The organism is Streptomyces sp. ICBB 8177 (genome assembly GCF_003144095.1).
Classification (GTDB): domain Bacteria; phylum Actinomycetota; class Actinomycetes; order Streptomycetales; family Streptomycetaceae; genus Streptantibioticus_D.
The window spans coordinates 1,884,549-1,906,852 of the sequence record NZ_NSKH01000018.1 but is presented as its reverse complement, the minus strand read 5'-3'; the positions used below and the strand labels follow the sequence as shown (position 1 = coordinate 1,906,852).

The following is a 22,304-nucleotide window of genomic DNA, read 5'->3' as shown; positions in this document are numbered from 1 at the left end:
CGACATGCAGATCCACAAGTACGACACCGTCATCGTCGGCGCGGGCGGCGCCGGCATGCGCGCCGCCATCGAGGCGACGAAGCGCAGCCGCACCGCCGTGCTGACCAAGCTGTACCCGACCCGCTCCCACACCGGTGCGGCGCAGGGCGGCATGGCCGCCGCGCTCGCCAACGTCGAGGACGACAACTGGGAGTGGCACACCTTCGACACGATCAAGGGCGGCGACTACCTGGTCGACCAGGACGCCGCCGAGATCCTGGCGAAGGAGGCCATCGACGCGGTCCTCGACCTGGAGAAGATGGGCCTGCCGTTCAACCGGACGCCCGAGGGCCGCATCGACCAGCGCCGGTTCGGCGGTCACACCCGCAACCACGGTGAGGCGGCCGTCCGCCGCTCCTGCTACGCGGCCGACCGCACCGGTCACATGATCCTCCAGACGCTGTACCAGAACTGCGTCAAGGAGGGCGTGGAGTTCTTCAACGAGTTCTACGTGCTCGACCTGCTGCTCACCGAGGTGGACGGCGTCAAGCACACCGCCGGCGTCGTCGCGTACGAGCTGGCCACCGGCGAGATCCACGTCTTCCACGCGAAGGCGGTCATCTTCGCCTCCGGTGGCAACGGCAAGTTCTTCAAGGTGACCTCCAACGCGCACACCCTGACCGGTGACGGCCAGGCCGCCGCGTTCCGGCGCGGGCTGCCGCTGGAGGACATGGAGTTCTTCCAGTTCCACCCGACCGGCATCTGGCGCATGGGCATCCTGCTGACCGAGGGCGCCCGCGGCGAGGGCGGCATCCTTCGCAACAAGGACGGCGAGCGCTTCATGGAGAAGTACGCGCCGGTCATGAAGGACCTCGCCTCGCGTGACGTCGTCTCGCGCGCGATCTACACCGAGATCCGCGAGGGCCGCGGCTGCGGTCCCGAGGGCGACCACGTCTACCTCGACCTCACGCACCTGCCGCCGGAGCAGCTGGACGCCAAGCTGCCGGACATCACCGAGTTCGCGCGGACCTACCTGGGCATCGAGCCGTACACCGACCCGGTGCCGATCCAGCCGACCGCGCACTACGCGATGGGCGGCATCCCGACCAACGTCCAGGGCGAGGTGCTGGCCGACAACACCACCGTCGTCCCGGGCCTGTACGCGGCCGGCGAGGTGGCGTGCGTCTCGGTGCACGGCGCCAACCGCCTGGGCACCAACTCGCTGCTGGACATCAACGTCTTCGGCCGCCGTTCCGGCATCGCCGCCGCCGAGTACGCCGCGACCCACGACTTCCTGCCGCTCCCGGAGGACCCGGAGGCCCAGGTGGTCGAGATGGTCGAGAGCATGCGCGGCGCGACCGGCAACGAGAAGGTCACCGACATCCGCAAGGCGCTGCAGGAGACGATGGACACCAACGCGATGGTGTTCCGTACCGAGCAGACGCTGAAGCAGGCCGTCGAGGACATCGCGGAGCTCAAGCGCCGCTACCGGCACGTGAGCGTCCAGGACAAGGGCAAGCGGTACAACACCGACCTGCTGGAGGCCATCGAGCTGGGCAACCTGCTCGACCTGGCCGAGGTGCTCGCGGTCTCCGCGCTGGCCCGCAAGGAGTCGCGCGGCGGTCACTACCGCGAGGACTACCCGAACCGCGACGACGTCAACTTCATGCGGCACACCATGGCGTACCGCGAGGTTGGCGACGACGGCACCGAGACGATCCGTCTCGACTACAAGCCGGTCGTGCAGACCCGCTACCAGCCGATGGAGCGTAAGTACTGATGAGCACCGCAACGGTGGACAACAACCACTCCGCCGCGCTGGACGCCGCCGAGAGCACCGACGCGCATCTGATCACGGTCACGCTGCGGGTCAGGCGCTACAACCCCGAGGTGTCCGACCAGGCCTCCTGGGTGGACTACAAGCTGGAGATGGACCCCAAGGAGCGCGTCCTGGACGCCCTCCACAAGATCAAGTGGGAGATCGACGGAACGCTGACGTTCCGCCGGTCCTGCGCCCACGGCATCTGCGGGTCCGACGCCATGCGGATCAACGGCCGCAACCGGCTGGCCTGCAAGACCCTGCTGAAGGACATCAACCCCGAGAAGCCGATCACGGTCGAGCCCATCAAGGGCCTGGCCGTGCTCAAGGACCTCGTGGTCGACATGGAGCCGTTCTTCCAGGCCTACCGCGACGTCATGCCGTTCCTGATCACCAAGGGCAACGAGCCGACCCGTGAGCGCCTGCAGTCCGCCGAGGACCGCGAGCGCTTCGACGACACCACCAAGTGCATCCTGTGCGCCGCGTGCACCTCGTCCTGCCCGGTCTTCTGGAACGACGGCCAGTACTTCGGCCCGGCCGCGATCGTCAACGCGCACCGCTTCATCTTCGACTCGCGCGACGAGGCCGCCGAGCAGCGCCTGGAGATCCTCAACGACCGTGACGGCGTGTGGCGTTGCCGCACGACCTTCAACTGCACGGACGCCTGCCCCCGCGGCATCGAGGTCACCAAGGCCATCCAGGAGGTCAAGCGAGCGCTGATCACGCGGCGCTTCTGATCACCACCGCCCGACGCCGAAGGGGTCGCGTTCCGCTGGGAACGCGACCCCTTCGGCGTTGTCGTGTCGTCGTGGCGTGTCGTCTTGGTCGCCGGCCGTCAGCCGCTCGTGCGCAGCGCCTTCAGCCCCCGCAGGCCGAGGATGCCGATGGCGGTGCCCAGGAGGAAGGAGACGATGGCCAGCAGGAGGTGGATCCAGAAGTAGGCGGTCGGGTTGCCGTCGTGGAAGGCGAGACCGCTGGCGTCAGCCCAGAGGTTCTTGACGAAGGTGATCCAGATGCACCAGCTCCACGCGCCGAAGGCGACCAGGAACCAGCAGACGCGGCGGCTGAGCTTCATGGCGTCCAGTATGTACGGGGCCGGCGGGCGTCCCGGAGCGGGGGTGGGAGGGGGTGTGCGGATGCGGGAGGCGTTCGCCCGGTTGCACCACCGGAACGTGGGTTTCCTCACTCAGCCGGGTCATCTTCGAGGTGTCCGCTTTCGTCGCATCGCCCTGTACGTTCGTTGGGTGTCCTTGAACCGTCCGGCCCTGCGAGGCCGTCCCGTCCTGACCGTCAGCGCCGCCGTGCTGGCCGGTTCCGCCGTGCTGGCGTCGAGCCCGGTCGCGCACGCCGCGGATCCCACGGAGCCTCGGCCGCCCGAGCACATGTCGACCGTGGGCGGCGACCTGCTGGGTCAGGCGGGGACACAGGTCGCGCTCACGCCGGGGGTGCCGGCGCTGCCGAAGACCACCGCGCGCTCGTGGATCATCTCGGACGCGGAGACCGGCCAGGTGCTTGCCGCCCACAACGCGCACTGGCAGCTGGCACCGGCGAGCACCCTGAAGATGCTCTTCGCCGACACCGTGATGCCGAAGCTGCCCCGCACCCAGACCCACGTCGTCACCGCGCAGGACCTCGCGGGGATGGGCGTCGGCAGCAGCCTGGTGGGCATAAAGGTCGGCCTGCCGTACACCGTGCAGGACCTGTGGCGCGGCGTCTTCCTGCGGTCCGGCAACGACGCCGTGCACGTGCTGTCCTCCTTGAACGGCGGCGTGGCGACCACCGTCAAGGAGATGCAGGCCAAGGCGGCCGACCTGCAGGCCGACGACACCCACGTGGTCAGCCCCGACGGCTACGACATGCCGGGGCAGGTCTCGTCCGCGTACGACCTGTCGCTCTTCGCTCGCGCGGGGTTGCAGAACGCCGACTTCCGGTCGTACTGCTCGACGGTGAGCGCCCAGTTCCCCGGCGACTTCAAGAAGGGCTCGAAGGACCGCGAGAGCTTCGAGATCCAGAACACCGACCGCCTGCTGGCCGGTGACCCCGTCGAGGGGCTCAAGCCGTACCCGGGCATCGCGGGCGTCAAGAACGGCTACACGACCAACGCGGGCAACACCTACACCGGTGTCGCCGACCACGACGGCGTGAAGCTGCTGGTCACCGTGATGCATCCGAACGCGGGCGGCGACGAGGTCTACAAGGAGGCCGCGTCGCTGCTGGACTGGGGCTTCAAGGCGGCGGGCAAGGTCAAGCCGGTCGGCACGCTGGTCGCGCCGAAGAGCGCCCTGCCCGGTGACGCCGCCTCGGCGGGGGCCGGCAAGGGCGGCGGTACGTCCTCCGCCTCGGCGAAGGAGGCCGGTTCCGGCTCGGGCGGCATGTGGACGGCCGCGGGCATCACCGCGGGCGCGCTGGCGGTGCTGGCCGGGATCTTCGTGCTGGTCCGCCGCAAGTGGCCGCTCCCGTCGGGCAACCGCCACCGGGGCTGAGCGGCGCGCCCGCGCGCCCACGCCAGGTGCCGTCCGCCCCTCACCGTCAGGAGTTGCCCGCGGCCGGCGCCCGGCGGCCGCGGCGGCCGGATCCTGAGCCGTCCCGGTGCGCGCGGGCGCTCGCCCGCTCCAGGCGTTCCGCACGGCGGGCTTCGGCCCGCTCCGCACGGCGGGCTTCGGACTCCTGCTCCGACTCCTCCTGCCGGGCCTCCCGCGCCTCCTCGGACTGCGCTTCCGCCTCCGCGACCCGATCCATCTCCAGCTCACCGCGCGAGCACTGCGTCGCCGTCCACGCCGAGCACAGCAGCAGCAGCTTCGCCATGAAGTTGATCCACAGCAGCAGCGCCACCGGGGTGCCGAAGGCGCCGTACATGCTCTTGCCCGCGACCCCCTGGAGATAGCCGCTCATGGCGATCTTGAGGATCTCGAAGCCGACAGCTCCCAGCAGCGCGGCGCTCACCACGGCACGGCGGCCCGGGCGGACCCCGGGCAGCCAGGTCAGCAGGTAGGCCAGCATCAGGAAGTCGCCGAGCACCGCGATGACGTAGCCCGCCGCCGTCAGCAGCCAGCTGCCGACGCCGTTGCTCGGGATGCCTATGTGGTGCGCGGTCCAGCCCACGGCCGTGGTCGCGAAGGCCGAGCAGGCCGTGGTGGCCAGGCCGACGGCGCCCAGCCCGAACAGCACGCCGAGGTCGAGGACCTTGCGGACGACCGGGTTGTCCTTGGGATCGTCCAGCTCCCAGACCGCGCGCAGGCAGCCGCGCAGCGCCGCGATCCAGCCGATGCCGGTGAACAGCAGCAGCGCACCGGCGATCAGGCCGACCGTGCCGGCGTGCGCGGCGAGGCTGCTCACGTCGATCTGCTTGGACAGGCCGGGCAGCTGCTGGTTGAGCTTCTGCTCGACGGTGTGCAGCTGACCGGGGCTGAGCACCGCGGCACCGATGGCCGCGCCGACGGTGATCAGCGGGAAGAGCGCGATGAAACTGGTGAAGGTGATGGCGGCGGCGAGCCTGGACCACTGCACCCGCTGAGCGTGCTCGAACGCCCGCCAGCCGTGGGTGCGCATGCCCTGCGCGATCCACGGCCCGATGACGGGAAGCCGCGTCAACCAGTCCATGATCGCCGGATACCCCCGATACCGTCGGGCACACCGTCCGGGCCGCCGGAACCGCCGAATTCCCCCAAAGGGGTGGAGTTGGCGGGCTTTTCCGTCGTGGCTCCGACGTGCGAACGCCGCCCACGCGTGTTAGGCGACGCGTGGCGGAACGCCCTCACGCCGAACCGGACGGCCCCCTCAGGCGCCGTCTATCCCACCGGCTCCACCGCGTCCACGCCGCCCGACTGCTGCTGTGGCACCACCGGCGCCGGGCCGGACGGCCGGACGAAAGGGTAGTCGCGCAGGGCGCCCCAGACCCCGTCGTCGCCCTGCTCGTAGAGGCGGAAGCCGGTGACCGTCCAGCAGGCGGTGTATCCGGCCAGCTCCCGCTGGGCGCGGTCCAGCGCCTCCTCGGGGACGCCGTGCGCCACGGTGACGTGCGGGTGGTACGGGAACTGCAGCTCGCGGGCGACCGGCCCGGACCGTACCCGTTCCTGGAGCGCGGCGCACTCCGGTCCGCCCTCGGCCAGGGTCACGTAGACCACCGGGGACAGCGGGCGGAAGGTGCCGGTGCCGGCCAGGCGCAGCGGGAAGGGCCGGCAGGTGCGCGCGACCTCGGCCAGGTGGGCGCCGAAGGGGTCCAGCACGGCCGCGTCCACCTCGGTGGGCGGCAGCAGCGTGACGTGCGTCGGAATGGCGTGCGCAGCCGGGTCCCCGAAGTCCGCGCGGCGCTGCTGGAGCAGGCTGCCGTGCGGCTCGGGGACCGCGATGGATACACCGATCATCCGTGTCCCCAATGCGATCTCCCCTTTCGAGGTGTTGAGGAGGCCGGGCCTTCGACGTCTTCGGCGGGGTCTTCGGCGGGCGGTTCCTGGCGGTGGGTGACGGCCGGGTGCGTTCGGCGCGTCGCGCGCGTCCGGCACCCGCGGTAGCGAACGGTCAGTGCTTGGCCGGGACGAAGCCGACCCGGTCGTACACGGTGGCCAGGGTCTCGGCCGCCACGGCGCGGGCCTTCTCCGCGCCCTTGGCCAGGACAGAGTCCAACGACTCCGGGTCGTCCAGGTATTCCTGGGTGCGCTGCCGGAAGGGGGTGACCCACTCGGTGAAGACCTCGGCGAGGTCCGTCTTGAGCGCGCCGTAGCCCTTGCCCTCGTAGCGCCGCTCCAGCTCCGGGACCGCGGTCCCGGTGAGCGTCGCGTAGATGGTCAGCAGGTTGCTGACGCCGGGCTTGGCCTCGGTGTCGTAGCGGATGACCGTGTCGGTGTCGGTGACCGCGCTCTTGAACTTCTTGGCCGAGGCCTTGGGCTCGTCGAGCAGGTTGACCAGGCCCTTCGGCGAGGAGGCCGACTTGCTCATCTTGACCGCGGGGTCCTGGAGGTCGTAGATCTTCGCGGTCTCCCGGACGATGTAGGCGTCGGGGATGGTGAACGTGGGGCGGGCGGCGCCCTGGTCGAAGCGGCCGTTGAAGCGCTCGGCGAGGTCGCGGGTCAGCTCGATGTGCTGGCGCTGGTCCTCGCCGACCGGCACCGCGTCGGCCTGGTACAGCAGGATGTCGGCGACCTGCAGTATCGGGTACGTGAACAGGCCCACGGTGGTGCGGTCGGCGCCCTGCTTGGCGGACTTGTCCTTGAACTGCGTCATCCGGGAGGCCTCGCCGAAGCCGGTCAGGCAGTTCATCACCCAGCCGAGCTGGGCGTGCTCGGGCACGTGGCTCTGGACGAACAGCGTGCAGCGCTCCGGGTCGAGCCCGGCCGCCAGCAGCTGGGCGGCGGCGAGGCGGGTGTTGGCGCGCAGCTCGGCCGGGTCCTGCGGCACGGTGATCGCGTGCAGGTCGACCACCATGTAGAACGCGTCGTGGGTCTCCTGGAGCGCGACCCACTGGCGGACGGCGCCGAGGTAGTTGCCGAGGTGGAACGAGCCCGCGGTCGGCTGGATGCCGGAGAGCACGCGAGGCCGCTGACGGGCGACGGGCGACGGTTCGAAGGCCATGCGGCCATTGTCTCAGGTCCCCGGCCCCGCCAGGCACGGCCGCGCGCTCCCTCTCGCGCGGCGGCCGTGCGGGCGCCGGAGGCCGGGTCGGCGGCCCGGCCTCCGGTGGGTCGGCTGCGGGGTCCGACGGGTCGGCGGCCCGGGGTACGGGCCAGTCAGCTCAGGTCAGCTCAGGTCGACGCCCGGGTAGAGCGGGAAGCCGGAGAGCAGTTCCGCCGCACGGGCGGCGACCCGCAGGGCCACGCCCTCCTCCAGCGCGTGCTGCGCCTTCGACGGCTTGCCGCCCGCGGTCAGGCCGGGCTGCGCGGAGCCGAGCACGGTGTCGATCAGGGCGGCGATCTCGTCCATCTCCGCCGTGCCGAGTCCGCGGGTGGTGAGGGCGGGTGTGCCCAGGCGGACGCCGGAGGTGTACCAGGCGCCGTTGGGGTCGCCGGGGACGGAGTTGCGGTTGGTCACGATGCCGGACTCCAGCAGCGCGGCCTCCGCCTGCCGTCCGGTGAGGCCGTAGCCGGTCACGTCGAGCAGCACCAGGTGGTTGTCGGTGCCGCCGGTGACCAGCTTGGCGCCGCGGCTGAGCAGGCCGTCGGCGAGCGCGCGGGCGTTGTCGACGATGCGCTGGGCGTAGTCGCGGAAGTCGGGGCGGCGGGCCTCGGCGAGGGCGACCGCCTTGGCGGCCATGACGTGCGGCAGCGGACCGCCCAGCACCATCGGGCAGCCCCGGTCGACGTGCTCGGCCAGCTCGCTGTGGCACAGCACCATGCCGCCGCGCGGCCCGCGCAGCGACTTGTGGGTGGTCGTGGTCACGATCTGGGCGTGCGGCACGGGGTCGAAGTCGCCGGTGAGCACCTTGCCCGCGACCAGGCCGGCGAAGTGCGCCATGTCGACCATGAGCGTCGCGCCCACCTCGTCGGCGATCTCCCGCATGATCCGGAAGTTCACCAGCCGGGGGTAGGCGGAGTAGCCGGCGACGATGATCAGCGGCCGGAAGTCGCGGGCGGTCTCGCGCAGCGCGTCGTAGTCCAGCAGCCCGGTCGCCGGATCGGTGCCGTAGGAGCGCTGGTCGAACATCTTGCCGGAGATGTTGGGCCGGAAGCCGTGCGTGAGGTGGCCGCCCGCGTCCAGCGACATCCCCAGCATCCGCTGGTTGCCGAACTCGGCGCGCAGCGCGGCCCAGTCGGCGTCGGTCAGCTCGTTGACCTGCCGCACGCCCGCCTTCTCCAGCGCGGGGCTCTCGACGCGCTGGGAGAGCACCGACCAGAACGCGACGAGGTTGGCGTCGATCCCGGAGTGCGGCTGCACGTAGGCGTGCTCGGCGCCGAACAGTTCGCGGGCGTGCTCGGCGGCGAGCGACTCGACGGTGTCGACGTTGCGGCAGCCCGCGTAGAAGCGGCGGCCGACGACGCCCTCCGCGTACTTGTCGCTGAACCAGTTGCCCATGGCCAGCAGCACGGCGGGGGAGGCGTAGTTCTCGCTGGCGATCAGCTTGAGGGAGGCGCGCTGGTCCTCGACCTCGGCGCCGATGGCGTCGGCGACGCGCGGTTCGACGTCACGGATGACGTCGAGGGCGGCGCGGAAGGCGGTGGACTCGGTGGAGCGCGGGGTCGGGTCTTGGGCCATGGGGTCCTCCGGCGGTCTGTACGTGCGTGCTTCACGGACGCTTGCGAACGGTCGGTCGGCCCAGGCGCACGGCACTCGCTTCCCGGGCCGCTCCCCGATGGTCGGTCCCATCCCAGCGCGCCAGTCACGGCCCGTCGCCACTCTAACCATCGGGATTTTCTTGCGCTCTATCGATAACCCGGAATGCGCGCTTTCTTCCCCGCCGCGCGGGCGGACGATAGAAAGAGGCCACCCCCGCCGGACGCCCGAGCAGGTCAGCCCTGCGCGCGCGCAGGTCCTCCTGCGCAGCACGATCGGAGAACGCCATGACCACGCAGCCGACGCAGCCGACAGCGCCCGCCCCGCAGGACCCGCACGCCTCGCCCGCTTCTCCTGCCTCTTCCCCTGCCTCGCCCGCCGAGCTGATCCGGCAGGCCGACGCGCACAGCGCGCACAACTACCACCCGCTGCCGGTGGTCGTCGCCTCCGCCGAGGGCGCCTGGATGACCGACGTCGAGGGCCGCCGCTACCTCGACATGCTCGCCGGGTACTCGGCGCTCAACTTCGGCCACCGCAACCAGCGGCTGATCGACGCGGCCAAGGACCAGCTCGACCGGGTCACGCTCACCTCGCGCGCCTTCCACCACGACCGGTTCGGCGCGTTCTGCGAGCAGTTGGCCCAGCTGTGCGGCATGGAGTCGGTGCTGCCGATGAACACCGGCGCCGAGGCGGTCGAGACGGCCGTGAAGACCGCCCGCAAGTGGGGCTACCGGATCAAGGGCGTGCCGGACGGCCAGGCGAGGATCGTCGTCGCCGCAGACAACTTCCACGGCCGCACCACGACCATCGTCAGCTTCTCCACCGACGAGGAGGCGCGTGCCGACTTCGGCCCGTACACGCCGGGCTTCGACGTGGTGCCGTACGGCGACCTGGCGGCGCTGGAGGCCGCGATCGACGACCGCACGGTGGCCGTGCTGCTGGAGCCGATCCAGGGCGAGGCGGGCGTCCTGGTGCCGCCGCCGGGCTATCTCGCGGGGGTGCGGCGGATCACCCGGGAACGCGGCGTGCTGTTCGTCGCCGACGAGATCCAGTCGGGCCTCGGCCGTACGGGACGCACCTTCGCCTGCGAGCACGAGGGCGTGGTGCCCGACATGTACGTGCTGGGCAAGGCGCTGGGCGGCGGCGTGGTCCCGGTCTCCGCGGTCGTCTCCTCCGCCGAGGTGCTGGGCGTCTACCGGCCGGGTGAGCACGGCTCGACCTTCGGCGGCAACCCGCTGGCCTGCGCGGTCGCCCTGGAGGTCATCGCGATGCTGCGCACCGGCGACTTCCAGCGGCGCGCGGCGGAACTCGGCGACCATCTGCACGCGGAACTGGCCGCGCTGGTGGGCGGCGGGGCGGTCGACGCGGTGCGCGGACGCGGGCTGTGGGCAGGCGTGGACATCGCCCCGGGGCACGGCACCGGACGCGAGGTGTCTCAGGCGCTGATGGAACGCGGGGTGCTGGTCAAGGACACCCACGGCTCGACGATCCGCATCGCGCCGCCGCTGGTGATCTCCAAGGAGGACCTGGACTGGGGGCTGACGCAGCTGCGCGAGGTGCTGGGGGCGTAGGGGGCGTAACGGGCGTTCGTCGGGCGGCGGTTGGCGCTCGGCGCCGGGCGTCCGCCGGGCGCCGGTTGGCGTTCGGCGCCGGGCGTCGGTCAGGCGGCACTCTTCCGGCGCTCCGTGCCCGCGACCGGGACACCGAGGGGGCGGGCGAGGCCGACCACGCCCTCGTCCAGCCGTTGCAGGTGGCGCAGGACCCGGAAGGTGACCGTACCGGGGCGCGGGCCCGCCGCCTGCGGTCCCTCCAGCATGGCGGCGATGCTGGCGCCCGACTCGACCTCGCCGGTGGCGTGCTCGTCGGTGAGGTACGCGGTGAGCACGTCGAGGTTGTCGCGGATGCGCCGTCCGGCCCGCGCCAGTCGCGGGTCGGCGGCGATCCTGGTGCTGTCGGGCACCAGTTCGGCGGTGGCCGCCAGCGAACGCGCGTGGTAGGCGCACGTCTCCAGCATCGCCACCACGTAGCGCGCGGTGCGCCTGCGCACCCGCAACGGCGTGATGGGGTGCGTCAACGGCCGTGTGGAGCGGCGCAGTTCGTCGAGCGCGGTGTCCAGGTCCCGTGCCATGTCCAGCAGATCCACGGCCGCGCCGCCGCTGAGCTGGGCCACGGCCGCGGTGCTCACGTCCCTGAGCCGTTCCAGGACGGTGCGCAGCTGCTGGTCGGTGCGTTCGCCGGTGCGGACCGGCAGCACCAGCAGCGCCGCGATCATCCCGCAACTGGCGCCCAGCGCCGTCTCCTCGATCCGCAGCACCAGCACGGCGGCGCTGTAGGTGTTGAGCAACGTGTAGAGCAGGCCGAGCATCGCGGTGACGAAGAACGACATCAGCGCGTACGACAGCGGCGCGGTGAAGAACATCCCGAACACGCACAGCAGCACCAGCAGGAACGCGGTCCAGGTGTGGTGGCCGACCAGCCCGGCCAGGCCGACACCGGCGACGACACCGCAGACCGTGCCCAGCACCCGGCGGTAGCCCTTGACGACGATCTCGCCGGTCGAGGAGGTGTTGAGGAAGACCACCCAGCAGGTCAGCACCGCCCAGTACCAGCGCTGCGACGACAGGAACTCGCCGCCCACGATGGCCAGCGCGGAGCCGACCGCGACCTGGCAGGCCGCCCTGGTCGTCGGCCGGTCCAGGCCCCGCGGCTGCTCGTCCTCATCGCCCGCCTCCTCTGCGGCGATCGACAGCCCCTCGGCCTCGAACTCCTCGCGCGAACGCGTCGTCTCCGGCGCGTCGTCGGACTCGTCGTCCACGCCGTCGTTGATGGCCAGCCGCAGTCCCAGCACGGCGCGGGCCGCCTCGCCCACGCAGCGGAAGACGTCCTGCACGGCGAGCGGGGCGTCCGGCAGGTTCTCCTCGTCGCGGTAGGACAGCAGCCGGTTGCGGATGACGGTGAGCGCGGTGCCCGGGGCGTCGGGGCCGAGCCGGGTGATCAGCAGGTGCAGCCCGGCGAGGTCGCGGCGCAGCCGCTGCGTCGTGGCGTCCTCGATCGGGCTGTCGCTCGGCGCGGTGAGCGCGGACACGTCCGGCAGGTGCAGGGTGAGGGTGTCGGCGCCCTCGTAGTCGCGGGCCTTCATCAACATCAGGCCGAGGCGTTCCGCGGCGATCTCGGCGTCGGCGATGCGGCGTTGCAGCAGCGCGGCGGAGGCGGCGTCCCGGGTGCCGTCGTCCAGCCGGCCCTGGATCATCAACGCGCACTCGTGCAACCGCGCGGTGTGGCGGCGCAAATCGTCGACGGTCTTCTCCACGCGGTCGGCGGCCGTCTCGCCCACCAGCTCGGCCTCGGTCAGCACGACCTGCGCCAGCCGTGCCCGGAACGCCTGCCGCAACCGGTCGAGCACGCCCTCCGGCGTCGCCCGCACCAGCAGGAACCTCCCGACCGCCGCCGCCAGGAAGGCCGCCGCCAGCGTCCCCGTCAGCTCCGGCAGCATCCCGACCCGGGCGTGCACGAACAGCGAGATGAAGTAGATCTGAAACCCGATCAGGCCGAGCGCGGTGCCCCGGTCGCCGAACCGCCGCGCGTACACGGCGCTGAAGATCAACGCGATGAAGAACAGGTCACCGGCGACCACGTACTGGTTGAGCAACGCGCCCAGCGAGACCGCCGCGACCGCGGTGGGGAACCCCAACGCCAGCGTCACCGCCTGGTCCTTGGGCACCCGCTCGCTGATCGCGAACGTCGCCACCATGGCGGCCATCGCCCCGGCCACCAGCAGCGGCGCGGGCGCCCCGAACGCGGCCAGCACCGCGAGCGCCAGCACGATCGACGCCACCGTGCGCAACCCGGCCATCAGCCGCAGCAGCCCAGGGTCGGAGGCGCCGAACCGATCCCACAAGCCGGTTGGTCCCTGCCACCTCAGTCCCGTCATACCGCCGCCGCTCTCCCCGCTCCCGTACTTCCGTCGCACGTCAATGCCGTTGTACGCCGCGAACAGGATCTCACGTAAGAGGGCGCGAGCGCCGGGACGGCCCGGGGAGCGGACGGCGGGGCGGCGGGTGGGCGGCGGGGTGTCCCGGGGGCCGCGGGCGGTCGGGGGCCGCGGGCGGTCGGGGGCCGCGGGCGGTCGGGAGGGGACGGCGGTCGGAGGGTGGCGGGGTCGGGGGGTGGCGGGGTCGGGGGGTGGCGGCTGTCGGGGGGCGGCAGGTGGACTGGGGGCGGTCGGGAGGGGACGGCGATCGGGGGCGACGGGGCGACGGGGGGTCGGAGGGTGGCGGCGATCGGGGCGGCGGGCAGCCGGAAGTGGGAAGTCGGCTCCGGGCGGGGCGGCCCCGTAGAGTCCGGGGCGTGCTACTTGGTCTGCTCTGTGCTCTCGGTTCCGCCGTCTGCTTCGGCACCGCCTCCGTCTTCCAGGCCGTGGCCGCCCGCCGCGCGGCCTCCGCGGACGACTCCGCGGGCGTCGATCCGCGCCTGGTGATGCGCGCGGTGCGGCAGGGCTGGTACGTGCTCGGGCTCACGCTCGACGGGGCGGGCTTCCTCCTGGAACTGGTCGCGCTGCGCTCCGTGCCGATCTACGCGGTCGGCGCGGCGCTGGCCGCGAGCCTCGCGGTGACGGCGGTGGTGGCCTCCTGGGTGCTGAAGGTGTCGCTGGGCAGGGCGGAGTGGGGTGCCGTCCTCGTCGTCTGCCTCGGCCTCGGGCTGCTGGCGGTGGCCTCCGGCGCGGAGGGCCACGGCACCGGCGGACCGGCGCTGCGCTGGGGCACCCTGGGCGCGGCGGCACTGGTACTCGTCGCCGGTCTCGCCGCGGCCCGCCTGCCGGCCCGGGCGCGGTCGGCGGCGCTGGGGCTCGGCGCGGGGCTCGGCTTCGGCGTGGTGACCGTCGCGGTGCGGCTGATCCCCGACTTCGGCATCACCGACCTGCTCACCAACCCCGCGACCTACGCCGTGCTGCTGGGCGGCGGCACCGCGTTCCTGCTGCTGACGACCGCGTTGCAGCACGGCTCGGTGACCGTGGCCACCGCCGGCATGGTGATCGGCGAGACGATCGGCCCCGCGCTGGTCGGCGTCCTGGCCCTCGGCGACCGCACCCGCGACGGGCTTGCGGGCCTGGCCATCGCGGGCTACGCCCTGGCCGTCGTCGGCGCCCTGGCGCTGGCCCGCTTCGGTGAGGGCGGAGCGGAGCCCCAGGCCGGGGGCGCGGAGGCTCCGACGGCGCCCGAGCGTGCGGAGGACACCGGAGGCGGGACTTCGGCGTAGCCGAGGCGGGCGCGAGCGGCGGGGGCTCCGGAGCGGGCGGGCACGACGCGGGCCGGCGCGGACTCGGGTGCGACGTGGGTTGCGGCGCAGGCGGCCGCGCATCGGGCCGACGCGGGGGCCGGCGCGGGCGGGGGCTTCGACGCGGACGCGGGCGCGGGCTAGGCCGCCGCCGGGGCGCTCTTGATGACCGCGAACGGCGCGCCGAAGGGGTCCGCCAGGACCGCGGAACGGCCCACGCCGGGTATCTCCGCCGGAGGCATGATCACGCTTCCGCCCCGGGCGGCCGTCGTCGCGGCGGCCGCGTCCGCGTCGGCGACCTCGAAGTAGGGCCGCCAGCTGGACGACGTCCCGGCCTCCACCAGGTTCTCCGCGAGAGGCATGATGCCGCCGTGCGCCGCCTCCGCGCTTCCCGCGCCCGCGGGGCTGACGACGGTGTACGTGAACCCCTCCATAGGCGAGTCCTGGGTCTCCCAACCGAAGACCGAGGCGTAGAAGTCCTTCGCCCGGGCCGGGTCCGTGCTGTGCAGCTCCGTCCAGCACAGCGTGCCCGGATCGGTGACCGCGTCCAGGCCCTTCGTGCCGCCGGGCTGCCATACGGCGAACTCGGCCCCCGTGGGGTCGGCGAGCCTGGCTGTCCGGCCCGCTGTGAAGACGTCGTACGGCCCGGAGCGGACCTGCCCGCCCGCCTGTTCGACCGCCTTGGCCGTGGCGTCCGCGTCGGCGGTGGTGAAGTACAGCGTCCACGCCGAGGTGGCGCCCTCCTCGGTCAGCGGTCCCACGGCCGCCACCGTGGCGCCGTCCAGGGTGAACATCCCGTAGCCACCCGCCTCGGGCCCTGCGGAGCGGAAGGCCCAGCCGAACAGTTCGCTGTAGAACTCGACGGCGGCCTGCGGGTCAGGCGTGCCGAGGTCGACCCAGTTGGGCGCTCCCGGCACGTATCGCGTGGTGAGCATGGTGCACACTCCTCGGCTCTCGATCCGGCATTCCCGGCTCTCGTCCCGCTTCCCCTCCAGCTTGGCAGCGACCACTGACAATCGCTCCGCGAGGCCGCCGCGCCTCGGGTCACGGGGTGGAACGGGGCCGCGTGGGCCGGTCCGGTGGGAAGGGCCGGCCGCCGCCGGGTCGTCGCGCAGTCGAGCGGGGCTCCATGGCCCGCTCCCTAGGCTCCTTGTGTTATGCGCGAGTTGACGACCGCAGGAGCACGGCGCTCCGGCACACGCCTGGAAGCGCTCTCGACCTTCGGAGAAAGGGGTGGGGGAAGTCGTGCACTTCGCCGAGCTTGAGGTTCCCGGGACCTACGTCGTCACACCGGACCAGATCGTCGACGACCGTGGAACGTTCTACGAGTCCATGCGCACCGACGAGTTCGAGCGGGTGCTCGGCCACGCCTTCGAGCCCCGTCAGATCAACTACTCGGTCTCCCGCCGCAATACCCTGCGCGGCATCCACAGCGTGACGAACCCGCCGGGCCAGGCGAAGTTCGTCACCTGTGTGCGCGGCACGCTGCGCGACTTCGTGGTCGACCTGAGGGTGGGATCGCCGACCTTCGGCCGGTACGCGAGCAACGTGCTGGACGCGGAGTCCGGGCGCTCGGTGTACGTGCCCGAGGGCGTGGGCCACGGGTTCATCACGCTCACCGACGACGCCTGTATCTGCTACGTGCTCTCCAGCACGTTCGTGCCCGGCACGCAGATCGACATCGACCCGCTCGACCCCGATCTGGCGCTGCCGTGGGGCTACACGGAACAGCCGCTGATGTCACCCAAGGACGAGAAGGCGCAGTCGCTGAAGGAGGTCATGGACGCGGGCCTGCTCATGCGGTGGGAGGACTGACCGCCCGGCCCTGGGGGGGCCGGGACGGCCGCCGCCGTACGACGTGCCGCCAGGCGGTCGTGCCGGGACCGTGTCAGGGCTGTGCTGGGCCATCATCCGGGTACCGGATCCCGTCGGCGCCGGTCCGCCGCCCGGAGCGGCGCATCCCGTCTCTGTACCGGGTACCGGGCCCCGCCCCCAGCGCACGTATCGCGCCTGTTCCGGGCCATCATCCGCTGTGCCGGATTCGTCGGTGCCTGGACCGCCGCCCGGGGCGCCGCACCCCGTCTCTGTCCCGGGCCGCCGCCCGGCGCACGGTATCGGGCCTGTTCCGGGCCGTCATCCGCTGTGCCGGATCCCGTCGACGCCGGTCCGCCGCCCGGCGCGCCGCATCCCGTCGGACGGCTGCCGGGGCGCCCTCCGGCGCACCGCGTCAGGCTTCCTCCCCCGCCAGCCTGGAGCGGGCCTCCATCAGGGCGAAACCGAGCAGGTTGAGGCCGCGCCAGCGGTCGGGGTCCGCCGCGCGCTCGTCGTCAGCGGCCAGGCCGATCCCCCACACGCGGTCGAGCGGGCTCGCCTCGACCAGCACCCGGTGACGCGTCCCCAGCAGGTAGGCGCGCAGCGCTGGGTCCTGGCCGAACTTGGCCACGTTCCCCTCGACCACCAACTCCAAGCGGCGCAGCGCCCATTCCTCCTCGTCGAAGGCGGCCACCTCGCGGCCGAGCTTCTTCGCCTCGGCGGGAGTGCGCGACGCAAGAACCCGTATTCGGGTCCGTTCGTCACCGAACAACCGCGCCTTGCCGGCCATCATCCAGTGCTCGGCGGTGGCGTAGCGGACGCCGTCCACCTCGAAGGGCGCGGGCCACCACTGGCTGAGGCAACCGGGTCCCACGCCGCCGTCCCGCGACGGCCGATGCCCCCAGAACATCAGGTACTCCGGGCGCAAGCCCCGGGCCACCAGCGCCGACAACTCCGCGCGGCTGCGGACCTCGTGCGCCTGCACTTCCGGTGGCGTCTGCCCGTCGGTCCTCCCTGCGGGGGCCTGGTTCCCGTTCATGCCTGGATCCTGCCAGAGGGGTCTGACAACGCCTTCGCCGGTGGGGATCACCCGCCTCGGCGGGCCCCAGGAGGCGTCCTCAGGACTCGCGCGACGGCGGGGACATTCGGGTCGTAACCCCGATGCGGTTCCAGGCGTTGATCGTGATGGACATCGCGATCAGCCGGCTCAGTTCGGCCTCGTCGAAGACGTGGGCGGCCTCGTCGTAGACCTCGTCGGGGACGCCGTGCTCGCCCAGCGTCGTGATGGCCTCGGCCAGGGCCAGTGCGGCGCGTTCGCGTGCCGTGAAGAACGGCGTGTCGCGCCACACGGCGACGCCGGTCAGCTTGCGGTCGCCGACGCCGAGCGCCCGGGCGTCACGGGTGTGCATGTCGAGGCAGAAGGCGCAGCCGTTCAGCTGCGAGGCGCGGATGCGGATCAGCTCGCTGACGACGGGGTCGAGGCCGTCGCCGGCCGCTTCGTCCAGGGCACGCATCGCCGCGTAGAAGTCGGGGGCGAGCTTCGGCAGCCGCATGCGTTGCGGCTCGGCGGGGACCGGGGCGTCGGTGCCGTTCTCCAGGGCTTGGGTGGTGTTCGCTGTCGTCGTCATACGTTCCACCCTAGGCAGCCATTGGCTCGCTGTTGTGGTCCACTTGAAGCATGGACGAGCGGGCCAATCACGGCGTCGACCTGCATCTGGAGCTGTCCCGCGACGGCGGTCTGCGGGCCGGACTCGAAGGGGCGCTGCGGGCGGCGGTGCGGGAGGGCCGCCTCGCCGCCGGCACCCGGCTGCCCTCGTCGCGCACACTGGCGAAGGACCTCGGGATCGCGCGCAACACGGTCGCCGACGCGTACGGGCAACTGGTCGCGGAAGGGTGGCTGACGGCGCGGCAGGGCTCCGGCACCCGGGTCGCCGGGCGGGCCTGCCCGGAGCCGCCCCTGCCGGCGGGCACGCTGATCGACCCCGTGTCGCAGGCCGCGGAGCACGGCTTGTCGGAGACGGCCACGCTCGCGCAGCCCAGGCAGTACGACCTGCGGCCGGGCTCGCCGGACCTGTCGTCGTTCCCCCGCGCGGCCTGGCTGGCCGCCGCCCGGCAGGCACTGAACCGCGCGCCGAACGAAGCGTTCGGCTACACCGACCCACGGGGCCGCCCGGAACTGCGCGAGGCGCTCGCCGGATACCTGTCACGAGCACGGGGCGTGCGCGCACACCCCGATCTGGTGGTGGTGTGCACCGGGTTCGTCCAGGCCGTGGGGCTGCTGGGCAGGGCTCTGGCGGCCGGGCATGGGGCGTCGTCGACGGGTCGCGGTACGCCGCGCGGCGGTCGGCGCATCGCCGTCGAGGCGCTGGGCTTCCCCGACACGCGCACCGTGCTGCGCCGGGCGGGGCTGACCACGTACGAACTGCCGGTGGACGCGGACGGCGCCCGCGTGGACGCCCTGGGCGACACCGACGCCGTCCTGCTCACGCCCTCGCACCAGTACCCGACCGGCGTTCCGCTCTCGCCGACGCGGCGAGGCGAGGTGGTGGCGTGGGCCCGGGCGACGGGAGGGGTGGTCGTCGAGGACGACTACGACGGGGAGTTCCGGTACGACCGGCAACCGGTCGGCGCGTTGCAGGGTCTCGATCCGTCGGCGGTCGTCTACGCGGGCACCGCGAGCAAGAGTCTGGTGCCGGGGCTGCGGCTGGCCTGGCTGGTGCTTCCCTCGCGCCTGCTGGAGCCGGTCGTGGCGGAGAAGCGGATGGCCGACCACCACTCCCCCGTGATCGACCAGTTGACGCTCGCGGAACTGATCTCCTCGGGCGCGTACGACCGCCATGTGCGGCGGATGCGGCTGCATTACCGCGGCCGCCGCGACCGCCTGGTGGCCGCACTGGCCGAACACGCCCCGCGTGTACGGGTGTCGGGCATCGCGGCGGGACTGCACGCGGTGGTGGAACTGCCCCCGGGCTCCCCGTCCGAGGACGAACTCGTCGCGCGCGCGGCCCGGTTGGACCTGGCGCTGGCCGGCAAGAGCTACTACGGGACGGTGGACGCGGCCGGTCCCGCCCTGGTCATCGGCTACGGCAGCCCTCCGGAACACGCCTTCACCGGCGCGCTGGAGAGGCTCTGCGCGGTGCTGGCGGGGTAGGACCGCAGGTTCGCGGGCCCGCGCGAAGCCCGGCCCGACCGGCCCCGCGCGGGGCCGACCCGCGCAGGCCGCACGGAGAGGCCGGTCCCTGGAGATCCGCACGGGGAGGCTGGTCCCCGGAGGTTCGCACGGGAGGCCAGGCCACGCAGGCCCGTAGGCGATGCCCAGTCCGACGCAGGTCCGCACGGGGGAGGCCGGTCCCACGCAGGCTCACGCGGGCAAGCCCCCCCCGCAGGCCGCACAGGCAGACCAGCTCCACGCGAGCCCGTACAAGGGGGGCGTTCACACGAATCGCGCACGTGCGTCCGCCTCGTGCAAGTCCACCGCCCACCATCACCCTCCGTCACGGCGAGAACCGGCCGTCCAACCACCCCGAAAAAGCCGGTCGTTCGGCCGGATCCCGCTCTGTCGGGGCCGTCGGACGCGGCCCTATCGTGTGGATCCTCTCGGCGCCGAGACACCCATTATTGGCATGCCCCAGTCAGGCAGCAGCTCCCGGTCCACCGATTCCACCCACTGGCTCCACCCGCCGGTGCCGCCCGCCTGACCTGCGGCAGCGATCGAAGGGAACCTCCCCATGCTCGGTGCGTTAGCCATAGGCGGGGCGGCAGCGTCGCTCATCGCGTCGTCGCTCATCGGCGGCCACAGCACGCAGGTGTGGCCCATCGGCGACGTCCCGCCGCCGTCGTTCACGGTCGGGCTCGTCAGCGTCAACGGCTCCGGCTGCCCTGCCGGGACCGCGGCGGTGGCCGTCTCGCCGGACGACACGGCGTTCACCGTGAGCTACAGCAACTACCTCGCCCAGACCGGCGGCGGCGCCGCGCCCACCGACTTCCGCAAGAACTGCCAGCTCGACGTCAGAGTCAACGCCCCCCAGGGGCTCACGTATGCCATCGCGGAGGCCGACTACCGCGGCTACGCCTATCTGGCGAGCGGCGCCAGTGCCCAGGAGAGAGCCAACTACTACTTCCAGGGCGAGTCGCAGACCAGCAGCGCCACGCACACCTTCTCCGGCCCGATGGACGACGACTGGCAGGCCTCCGACGTCACCGGCATCGCCTCCCTCGTCTACGCGCCCTGCGGTGAGACCCGCAACCTCAACATCAACACCCAGCTCAACGTCAGCGCCGGGTCCTCCGACCCGTCGAGCACGAGCTTCATGACCATGGACTCGACCGACGGCAGCCTGACCACGATCTACCACCTCGACTGGGCCACCTGCCCGACAAGTTGACCACGCGCGACAGCCCGCCGCCAGGCCTGTGGAAAACCTGACGGCGGGCTGCCGCCCCCACCTGTGGATAACTCTGGGTCACTCCCTGGACACGAGTAGTGTGGAACTCGCTCAGGCCCCCGAGGTCAGAGAAGGCCCAGAGCGCGCACCGCGTCGCGCTCCTCGGTCAGCTCCTTGACAGAAGCATCGATGCGAGCGCGCGAGAACTCGTTGATCTCCAGCCCCTGGACGATCTCGTACGAGCCGTCCTTGGTGGTGACCGGGAAGGAGGAGATGAGGCCCTCCGGGACGCCGTACGAGCCGTCGGAGACGACGCCCATGGAGGTCCAGTCGCCGTCCGCCGTGCCGTTGACCCAGGTGTGGACGTGGTCGATGGCGGCGTTCGCGGCGGACGCCGCCGACGAGGCACCGCGCGCCTCGATGATGGCGGCACCGCGCTTGGCGACGGTCGGGATGAAGTCCTCGGCGAGCCACTTCTCGTCGTTGACGGCCTCGGCGGCGTTCCGGCCGGCGACCTCGGCGTGGAAGATGTCGGGGTACTGGGTGGCCGAGTGGTTGCCCCAGATCGTCAGCTTCTTGACGTCCTCGACGCCCGCGCCCAGCTTCTTCGCGAGCTGGGTGACCGCGCGGTTGTGGTCGAGGCGCGTCATGGCGGTGAAGCGCTCCGCGGGTACGTCCGGCGCCGCGGCGCGGGCGATCAGGGCGTTGGTGTTGGCCGGGTTGCCCACCACCAGGACCTTGACGTCGTCGGCGGCGTGGTCGTTGATGGCCTTGCCCTGCGGGGCGAAGATGCCGCCGTTGGCCTCCAGCAGGTCACCGCGCTCCATGCCCTTGGTGCGCGGGCGGGCGCCGACCAGCAGGGCGACGTTCGTGCCGTCGAACGCGACGTTCGGGTCGTCGGAGATGTCGATGCCGCGCAGCAGCGGGAACGCGCAGTCGTCCAGCTCCATGGCGGTGCCCTCGGCGGCCTTCAGGGCCGGGGTGATCTCCAGCAGCCGCAGCTTCACCGGGACGTCGGCGCCGAGCAGCTGACCGGAGGCGATCCGGAAGAGCAGTGCGTAGCCGATGTTTCCGGCGGCACCGGTGACGGTGACGTTGACGGGAGTGCGGGTCATTGCGATCTCCTGCGCTGTGTTTACGGGGGGATGCCCCCGGTCCCGGGACGGTGGGCGTCCCCGGCCCTGTCGGCCCTTGGTCCGGCTCCCGCGACCTCATCTCTCGACGCCGAGAGAACCGCCGTCAGGCTATCGGACGGCGGCCGCCCGGGATCGCCGGGAGGGTGTGGTGCGTCCCACTCCGTCCCGGGCCCGGGGCGGCCGTTCAACGCCCGGCGCGCGGGGGACGGCTGGACACCGTCCTCAAGGAGTTCGCGTGGTGTGCGGGGGCGGCGGACAGGAGTGTTCGAGACCGCTGGCGAGTCCGCCGCCGAGGATGGCGGTGGCGATGAGCCCGGCGATGACCGCCCGCTTTCGGCGGGTGCGCCGGTCGGCGAGCACCGGATCCTGGCACCGCCGCTCCCCCGGCCCGGGCAGCGGCGACCGCGGCCGCGGTACGTAGGGCCTGTCCCCGGCGAGCGTGCGCGCGGGCCCTGCGGACGCCCCGGACATCGCGTGCGGTAACTGCCGACAGCCTGCCATGTCGATTCCCCCGTTCGTAGCGTGGTGTCCCACCATGACTACCCAAGGCGACGGCATACAGGTCAGATTGGTTTCGGAAAACCTTCCCTCTGGGCCGAGATCCGGCCAGATACAGGGTGATCGCCCGGCTCTCACCGCCCGGTGCTGCAGAACGGCGAAGGCCCGCCCCCTTCACCGGGAAGGGAACAGGCCTCC

The 22,304-nt window shown here is 72.3% G+C and carries 18 protein-coding genes and 1 riboswitch; of the genes, 8 read left to right on the top strand and 10 right to left on the bottom strand.

Annotated elements, in window-relative coordinates:
- The first annotated feature begins 4 nt into the window (after positions 1-4).
- The gene (gene sdhA, locus CK485_RS17035) at positions 5-1,759 is read left to right on the top strand and encodes a succinate dehydrogenase flavoprotein subunit (protein WP_109451506.1); all 1,755 of its coding nucleotides are present in this window, start codon (positions 5-7) and stop codon (positions 1,757-1,759) included.
- Entirely contained in the window at positions 1,759-2,535 is a 777-nt protein-coding gene (locus CK485_RS17030) for a succinate dehydrogenase iron-sulfur subunit (protein ID WP_109451504.1), read from the top strand. The genes sdhA and CK485_RS17030 overlap by 1 nt, the downstream gene beginning before the upstream one ends.
- Before the next feature lie 98 nt (positions 2,536-2,633).
- On the opposite strand, the gene CK485_RS17025 is transcribed toward CK485_RS17030, so the two are convergent.
- The gene (locus CK485_RS17025; protein ID WP_109453116.1) at positions 2,634-2,873 is read right to left on the bottom strand and encodes a hypothetical protein; all 240 of its coding nucleotides are present in this window, start codon (positions 2,871-2,873) and stop codon (positions 2,634-2,636) included.
- Between the two features lie 169 nt (positions 2,874-3,042).
- Between CK485_RS17025 and CK485_RS17020 the strand changes: the two genes are divergently transcribed.
- Positions 3,043-4,281 (top strand): D-alanyl-D-alanine carboxypeptidase, encoded by a 1,239-nt coding sequence (locus tag CK485_RS17020; protein ID WP_342673480.1) that lies wholly within the window; start codon positions 3,043-3,045, stop codon positions 4,279-4,281.
- A gap of 46 nt (positions 4,282-4,327) precedes the next feature.
- Here CK485_RS17020 and CK485_RS17015 read toward each other — a convergent pair whose 3' ends face one another.
- The 4 genes from CK485_RS17015 to CK485_RS17000 form a co-directional block, all read right to left on the bottom strand.
- Positions 4,328-5,398 (bottom strand): YihY/virulence factor BrkB family protein, encoded by a 1,071-nt coding sequence (locus CK485_RS17015; protein ID WP_109451502.1) that lies wholly within the window; start codon positions 5,396-5,398, stop codon positions 4,328-4,330.
- Between the two features lie 188 nt (positions 5,399-5,586).
- Complete coding sequence (locus CK485_RS17010) at positions 5,587-6,174, bottom strand: 2'-5' RNA ligase family protein (RefSeq protein ID WP_109451500.1); 588 nt, start codon at positions 6,172-6,174, stop codon at positions 5,587-5,589.
- Positions 6,175-6,316: 142 nt separating this feature from the next.
- Positions 6,317-7,366: a tryptophan--tRNA ligase gene (gene trpS / locus CK485_RS17005; protein WP_109451498.1), complete on the bottom strand. Its 1,050-nt coding sequence runs from the start codon at positions 7,364-7,366 to the stop codon at positions 6,317-6,319.
- 165 nt (positions 7,367-7,531) lie between these two features.
- A complete protein-coding gene (locus CK485_RS17000) occupies positions 7,532-8,983 on the bottom strand; it encodes a glycine hydroxymethyltransferase (protein WP_109451496.1) in 1,452 nt (483 codons plus the stop codon).
- A gap of 51 nt (positions 8,984-9,034) precedes the next feature.
- Positions 9,035-9,121: riboswitch (ZMP/ZTP riboswitch) on the bottom strand.
- 167 nt (positions 9,122-9,288) lie between these two features.
- Between CK485_RS17000 and rocD the strand changes: the two genes are divergently transcribed.
- Positions 9,289-10,572: an ornithine--oxo-acid transaminase gene (rocD, locus tag CK485_RS16995; RefSeq protein ID WP_109451494.1), complete on the top strand. Its 1,284-nt coding sequence runs from the start codon at positions 9,289-9,291 to the stop codon at positions 10,570-10,572.
- Between the two features lie 89 nt (positions 10,573-10,661).
- Here rocD and CK485_RS16990 read toward each other — a convergent pair whose 3' ends face one another.
- Positions 10,662-12,932 carry an FUSC family protein gene (locus tag CK485_RS16990; RefSeq protein WP_241968374.1) on the bottom strand — a complete coding sequence of 757 codons (2,271 nt, stop codon included), beginning with the start codon at positions 12,930-12,932 and terminating at the stop codon, positions 10,662-10,664.
- Between the two features lie 428 nt (positions 12,933-13,360).
- Between CK485_RS16990 and CK485_RS16985 the strand changes: the two genes are divergently transcribed.
- Positions 13,361-14,257 carry a hypothetical protein gene (locus CK485_RS16985; RefSeq protein WP_241968469.1) on the top strand — a complete coding sequence of 299 codons (897 nt, stop codon included), beginning with the start codon at positions 13,361-13,363 and terminating at the stop codon, positions 14,255-14,257.
- A 158-nt stretch (positions 14,258-14,415) separates the two neighbouring features.
- On the opposite strand, the gene CK485_RS16980 is transcribed toward CK485_RS16985, so the two are convergent.
- On the bottom strand, positions 14,416-15,210 hold the full coding sequence (locus tag CK485_RS16980; protein ID WP_109451492.1) for a VOC family protein: 795 nt from the start codon (positions 15,208-15,210) through the stop codon (positions 14,416-14,418).
- A gap of 310 nt (positions 15,211-15,520) precedes the next feature.
- Between CK485_RS16980 and CK485_RS16975 the strand changes: the two genes are divergently transcribed.
- Positions 15,521-16,090 (top strand): dTDP-4-dehydrorhamnose 3,5-epimerase family protein, encoded by a 570-nt coding sequence (locus tag CK485_RS16975; protein ID WP_109451491.1) that lies wholly within the window; start codon positions 15,521-15,523, stop codon positions 16,088-16,090.
- A 412-nt stretch (positions 16,091-16,502) separates the two neighbouring features.
- Here CK485_RS16975 and CK485_RS16970 read toward each other — a convergent pair whose 3' ends face one another.
- Both CK485_RS16970 and CK485_RS16965 read right to left on the bottom strand, forming a co-directional pair.
- Positions 16,503-17,126, bottom strand: coding sequence for an NADAR family protein (locus CK485_RS16970; RefSeq protein WP_109451489.1), 624 nt, complete (start codon positions 17,124-17,126; stop codon positions 16,503-16,505).
- A gap of 79 nt (positions 17,127-17,205) precedes the next feature.
- The gene (locus tag CK485_RS16965) at positions 17,206-17,715 is read right to left on the bottom strand and encodes a carboxymuconolactone decarboxylase family protein (protein WP_109451487.1); all 510 of its coding nucleotides are present in this window, start codon (positions 17,713-17,715) and stop codon (positions 17,206-17,208) included.
- A gap of 50 nt (positions 17,716-17,765) precedes the next feature.
- Here CK485_RS16965 and CK485_RS16960 point away from each other — a divergent pair, with 50 nt between their 5' ends.
- Together CK485_RS16960 and CK485_RS16955 are read left to right on the top strand one after the other, a co-directional pair.
- Complete coding sequence (locus CK485_RS16960) at positions 17,766-19,238, top strand: PLP-dependent aminotransferase family protein (protein WP_109451485.1); 1,473 nt, start codon at positions 17,766-17,768, stop codon at positions 19,236-19,238.
- Between the two features lie 577 nt (positions 19,239-19,815).
- On the top strand, positions 19,816-20,472 hold the full coding sequence (locus CK485_RS16955) for a DUF4360 domain-containing protein (RefSeq protein ID WP_109451483.1): 657 nt from the start codon (positions 19,816-19,818) through the stop codon (positions 20,470-20,472).
- A 125-nt stretch (positions 20,473-20,597) separates the two neighbouring features.
- On the opposite strand, the gene CK485_RS16950 is transcribed toward CK485_RS16955, so the two are convergent.
- Entirely contained in the window at positions 20,598-21,587 is a 990-nt protein-coding gene (locus tag CK485_RS16950) for a malate dehydrogenase (RefSeq protein WP_109451481.1), read from the bottom strand.
- Between the last annotated feature and the right edge of the window lie 717 nt (positions 21,588-22,304).

Excerpts from the sequence above, each read along its gene's own strand:
- sdhA (WP_109451506.1), top strand. The coding sequence starts at position 5 with ATGCAGATCCACAAGTACGACACCGTCATCGTCGGCGCGGGCGGCGCC.
- CK485_RS17030 (WP_109451504.1), top strand. The coding sequence starts at position 1,759 with ATGAGCACCGCAACGGTGGACAACAACCACTCCGCCGCGCTGGACGCC.
- CK485_RS17025 (WP_109453116.1), bottom strand. The coding sequence starts at position 2,873 with ATGAAGCTCAGCCGCCGCGTCTGCTGGTTCCTGGTCGCCTTCGGCGCG.
- CK485_RS17015 (WP_109451502.1), bottom strand. The coding sequence starts at position 5,398 with ATGGACTGGTTGACGCGGCTTCCCGTCATCGGGCCGTGGATCGCGCAG.
- trpS (WP_109451498.1), bottom strand. The coding sequence starts at position 7,366 with ATGGCCTTCGAACCGTCGCCCGTCGCCCGTCAGCGGCCTCGCGTGCTC.
- CK485_RS17000 (WP_109451496.1), bottom strand. The coding sequence starts at position 8,983 with ATGGCCCAAGACCCGACCCCGCGCTCCACCGAGTCCACCGCCTTCCGC.
- rocD (WP_109451494.1), top strand. The coding sequence starts at position 9,289 with ATGACCACGCAGCCGACGCAGCCGACAGCGCCCGCCCCGCAGGACCCG.
- CK485_RS16990 (WP_241968374.1), bottom strand. The coding sequence starts at position 12,932 with ATGACGGGACTGAGGTGGCAGGGACCAACCGGCTTGTGGGATCGGTTC.
- CK485_RS16980 (WP_109451492.1), bottom strand. The coding sequence starts at position 15,210 with ATGCTCACCACGCGATACGTGCCGGGAGCGCCCAACTGGGTCGACCTC.
- CK485_RS16970 (WP_109451489.1), bottom strand. The coding sequence starts at position 17,126 with ATGAACGGGAACCAGGCCCCCGCAGGGAGGACCGACGGGCAGACGCCA.
- CK485_RS16965 (WP_109451487.1), bottom strand. The coding sequence starts at position 17,715 with ATGACGACGACAGCGAACACCACCCAAGCCCTGGAGAACGGCACCGAC.
- CK485_RS16960 (WP_109451485.1), top strand. The coding sequence starts at position 17,766 with ATGGACGAGCGGGCCAATCACGGCGTCGACCTGCATCTGGAGCTGTCC.
- CK485_RS16955 (WP_109451483.1), top strand. The coding sequence starts at position 19,816 with ATGCTCGGTGCGTTAGCCATAGGCGGGGCGGCAGCGTCGCTCATCGCG.
- CK485_RS16950 (WP_109451481.1), bottom strand. The coding sequence starts at position 21,587 with ATGACCCGCACTCCCGTCAACGTCACCGTCACCGGTGCCGCCGGAAAC.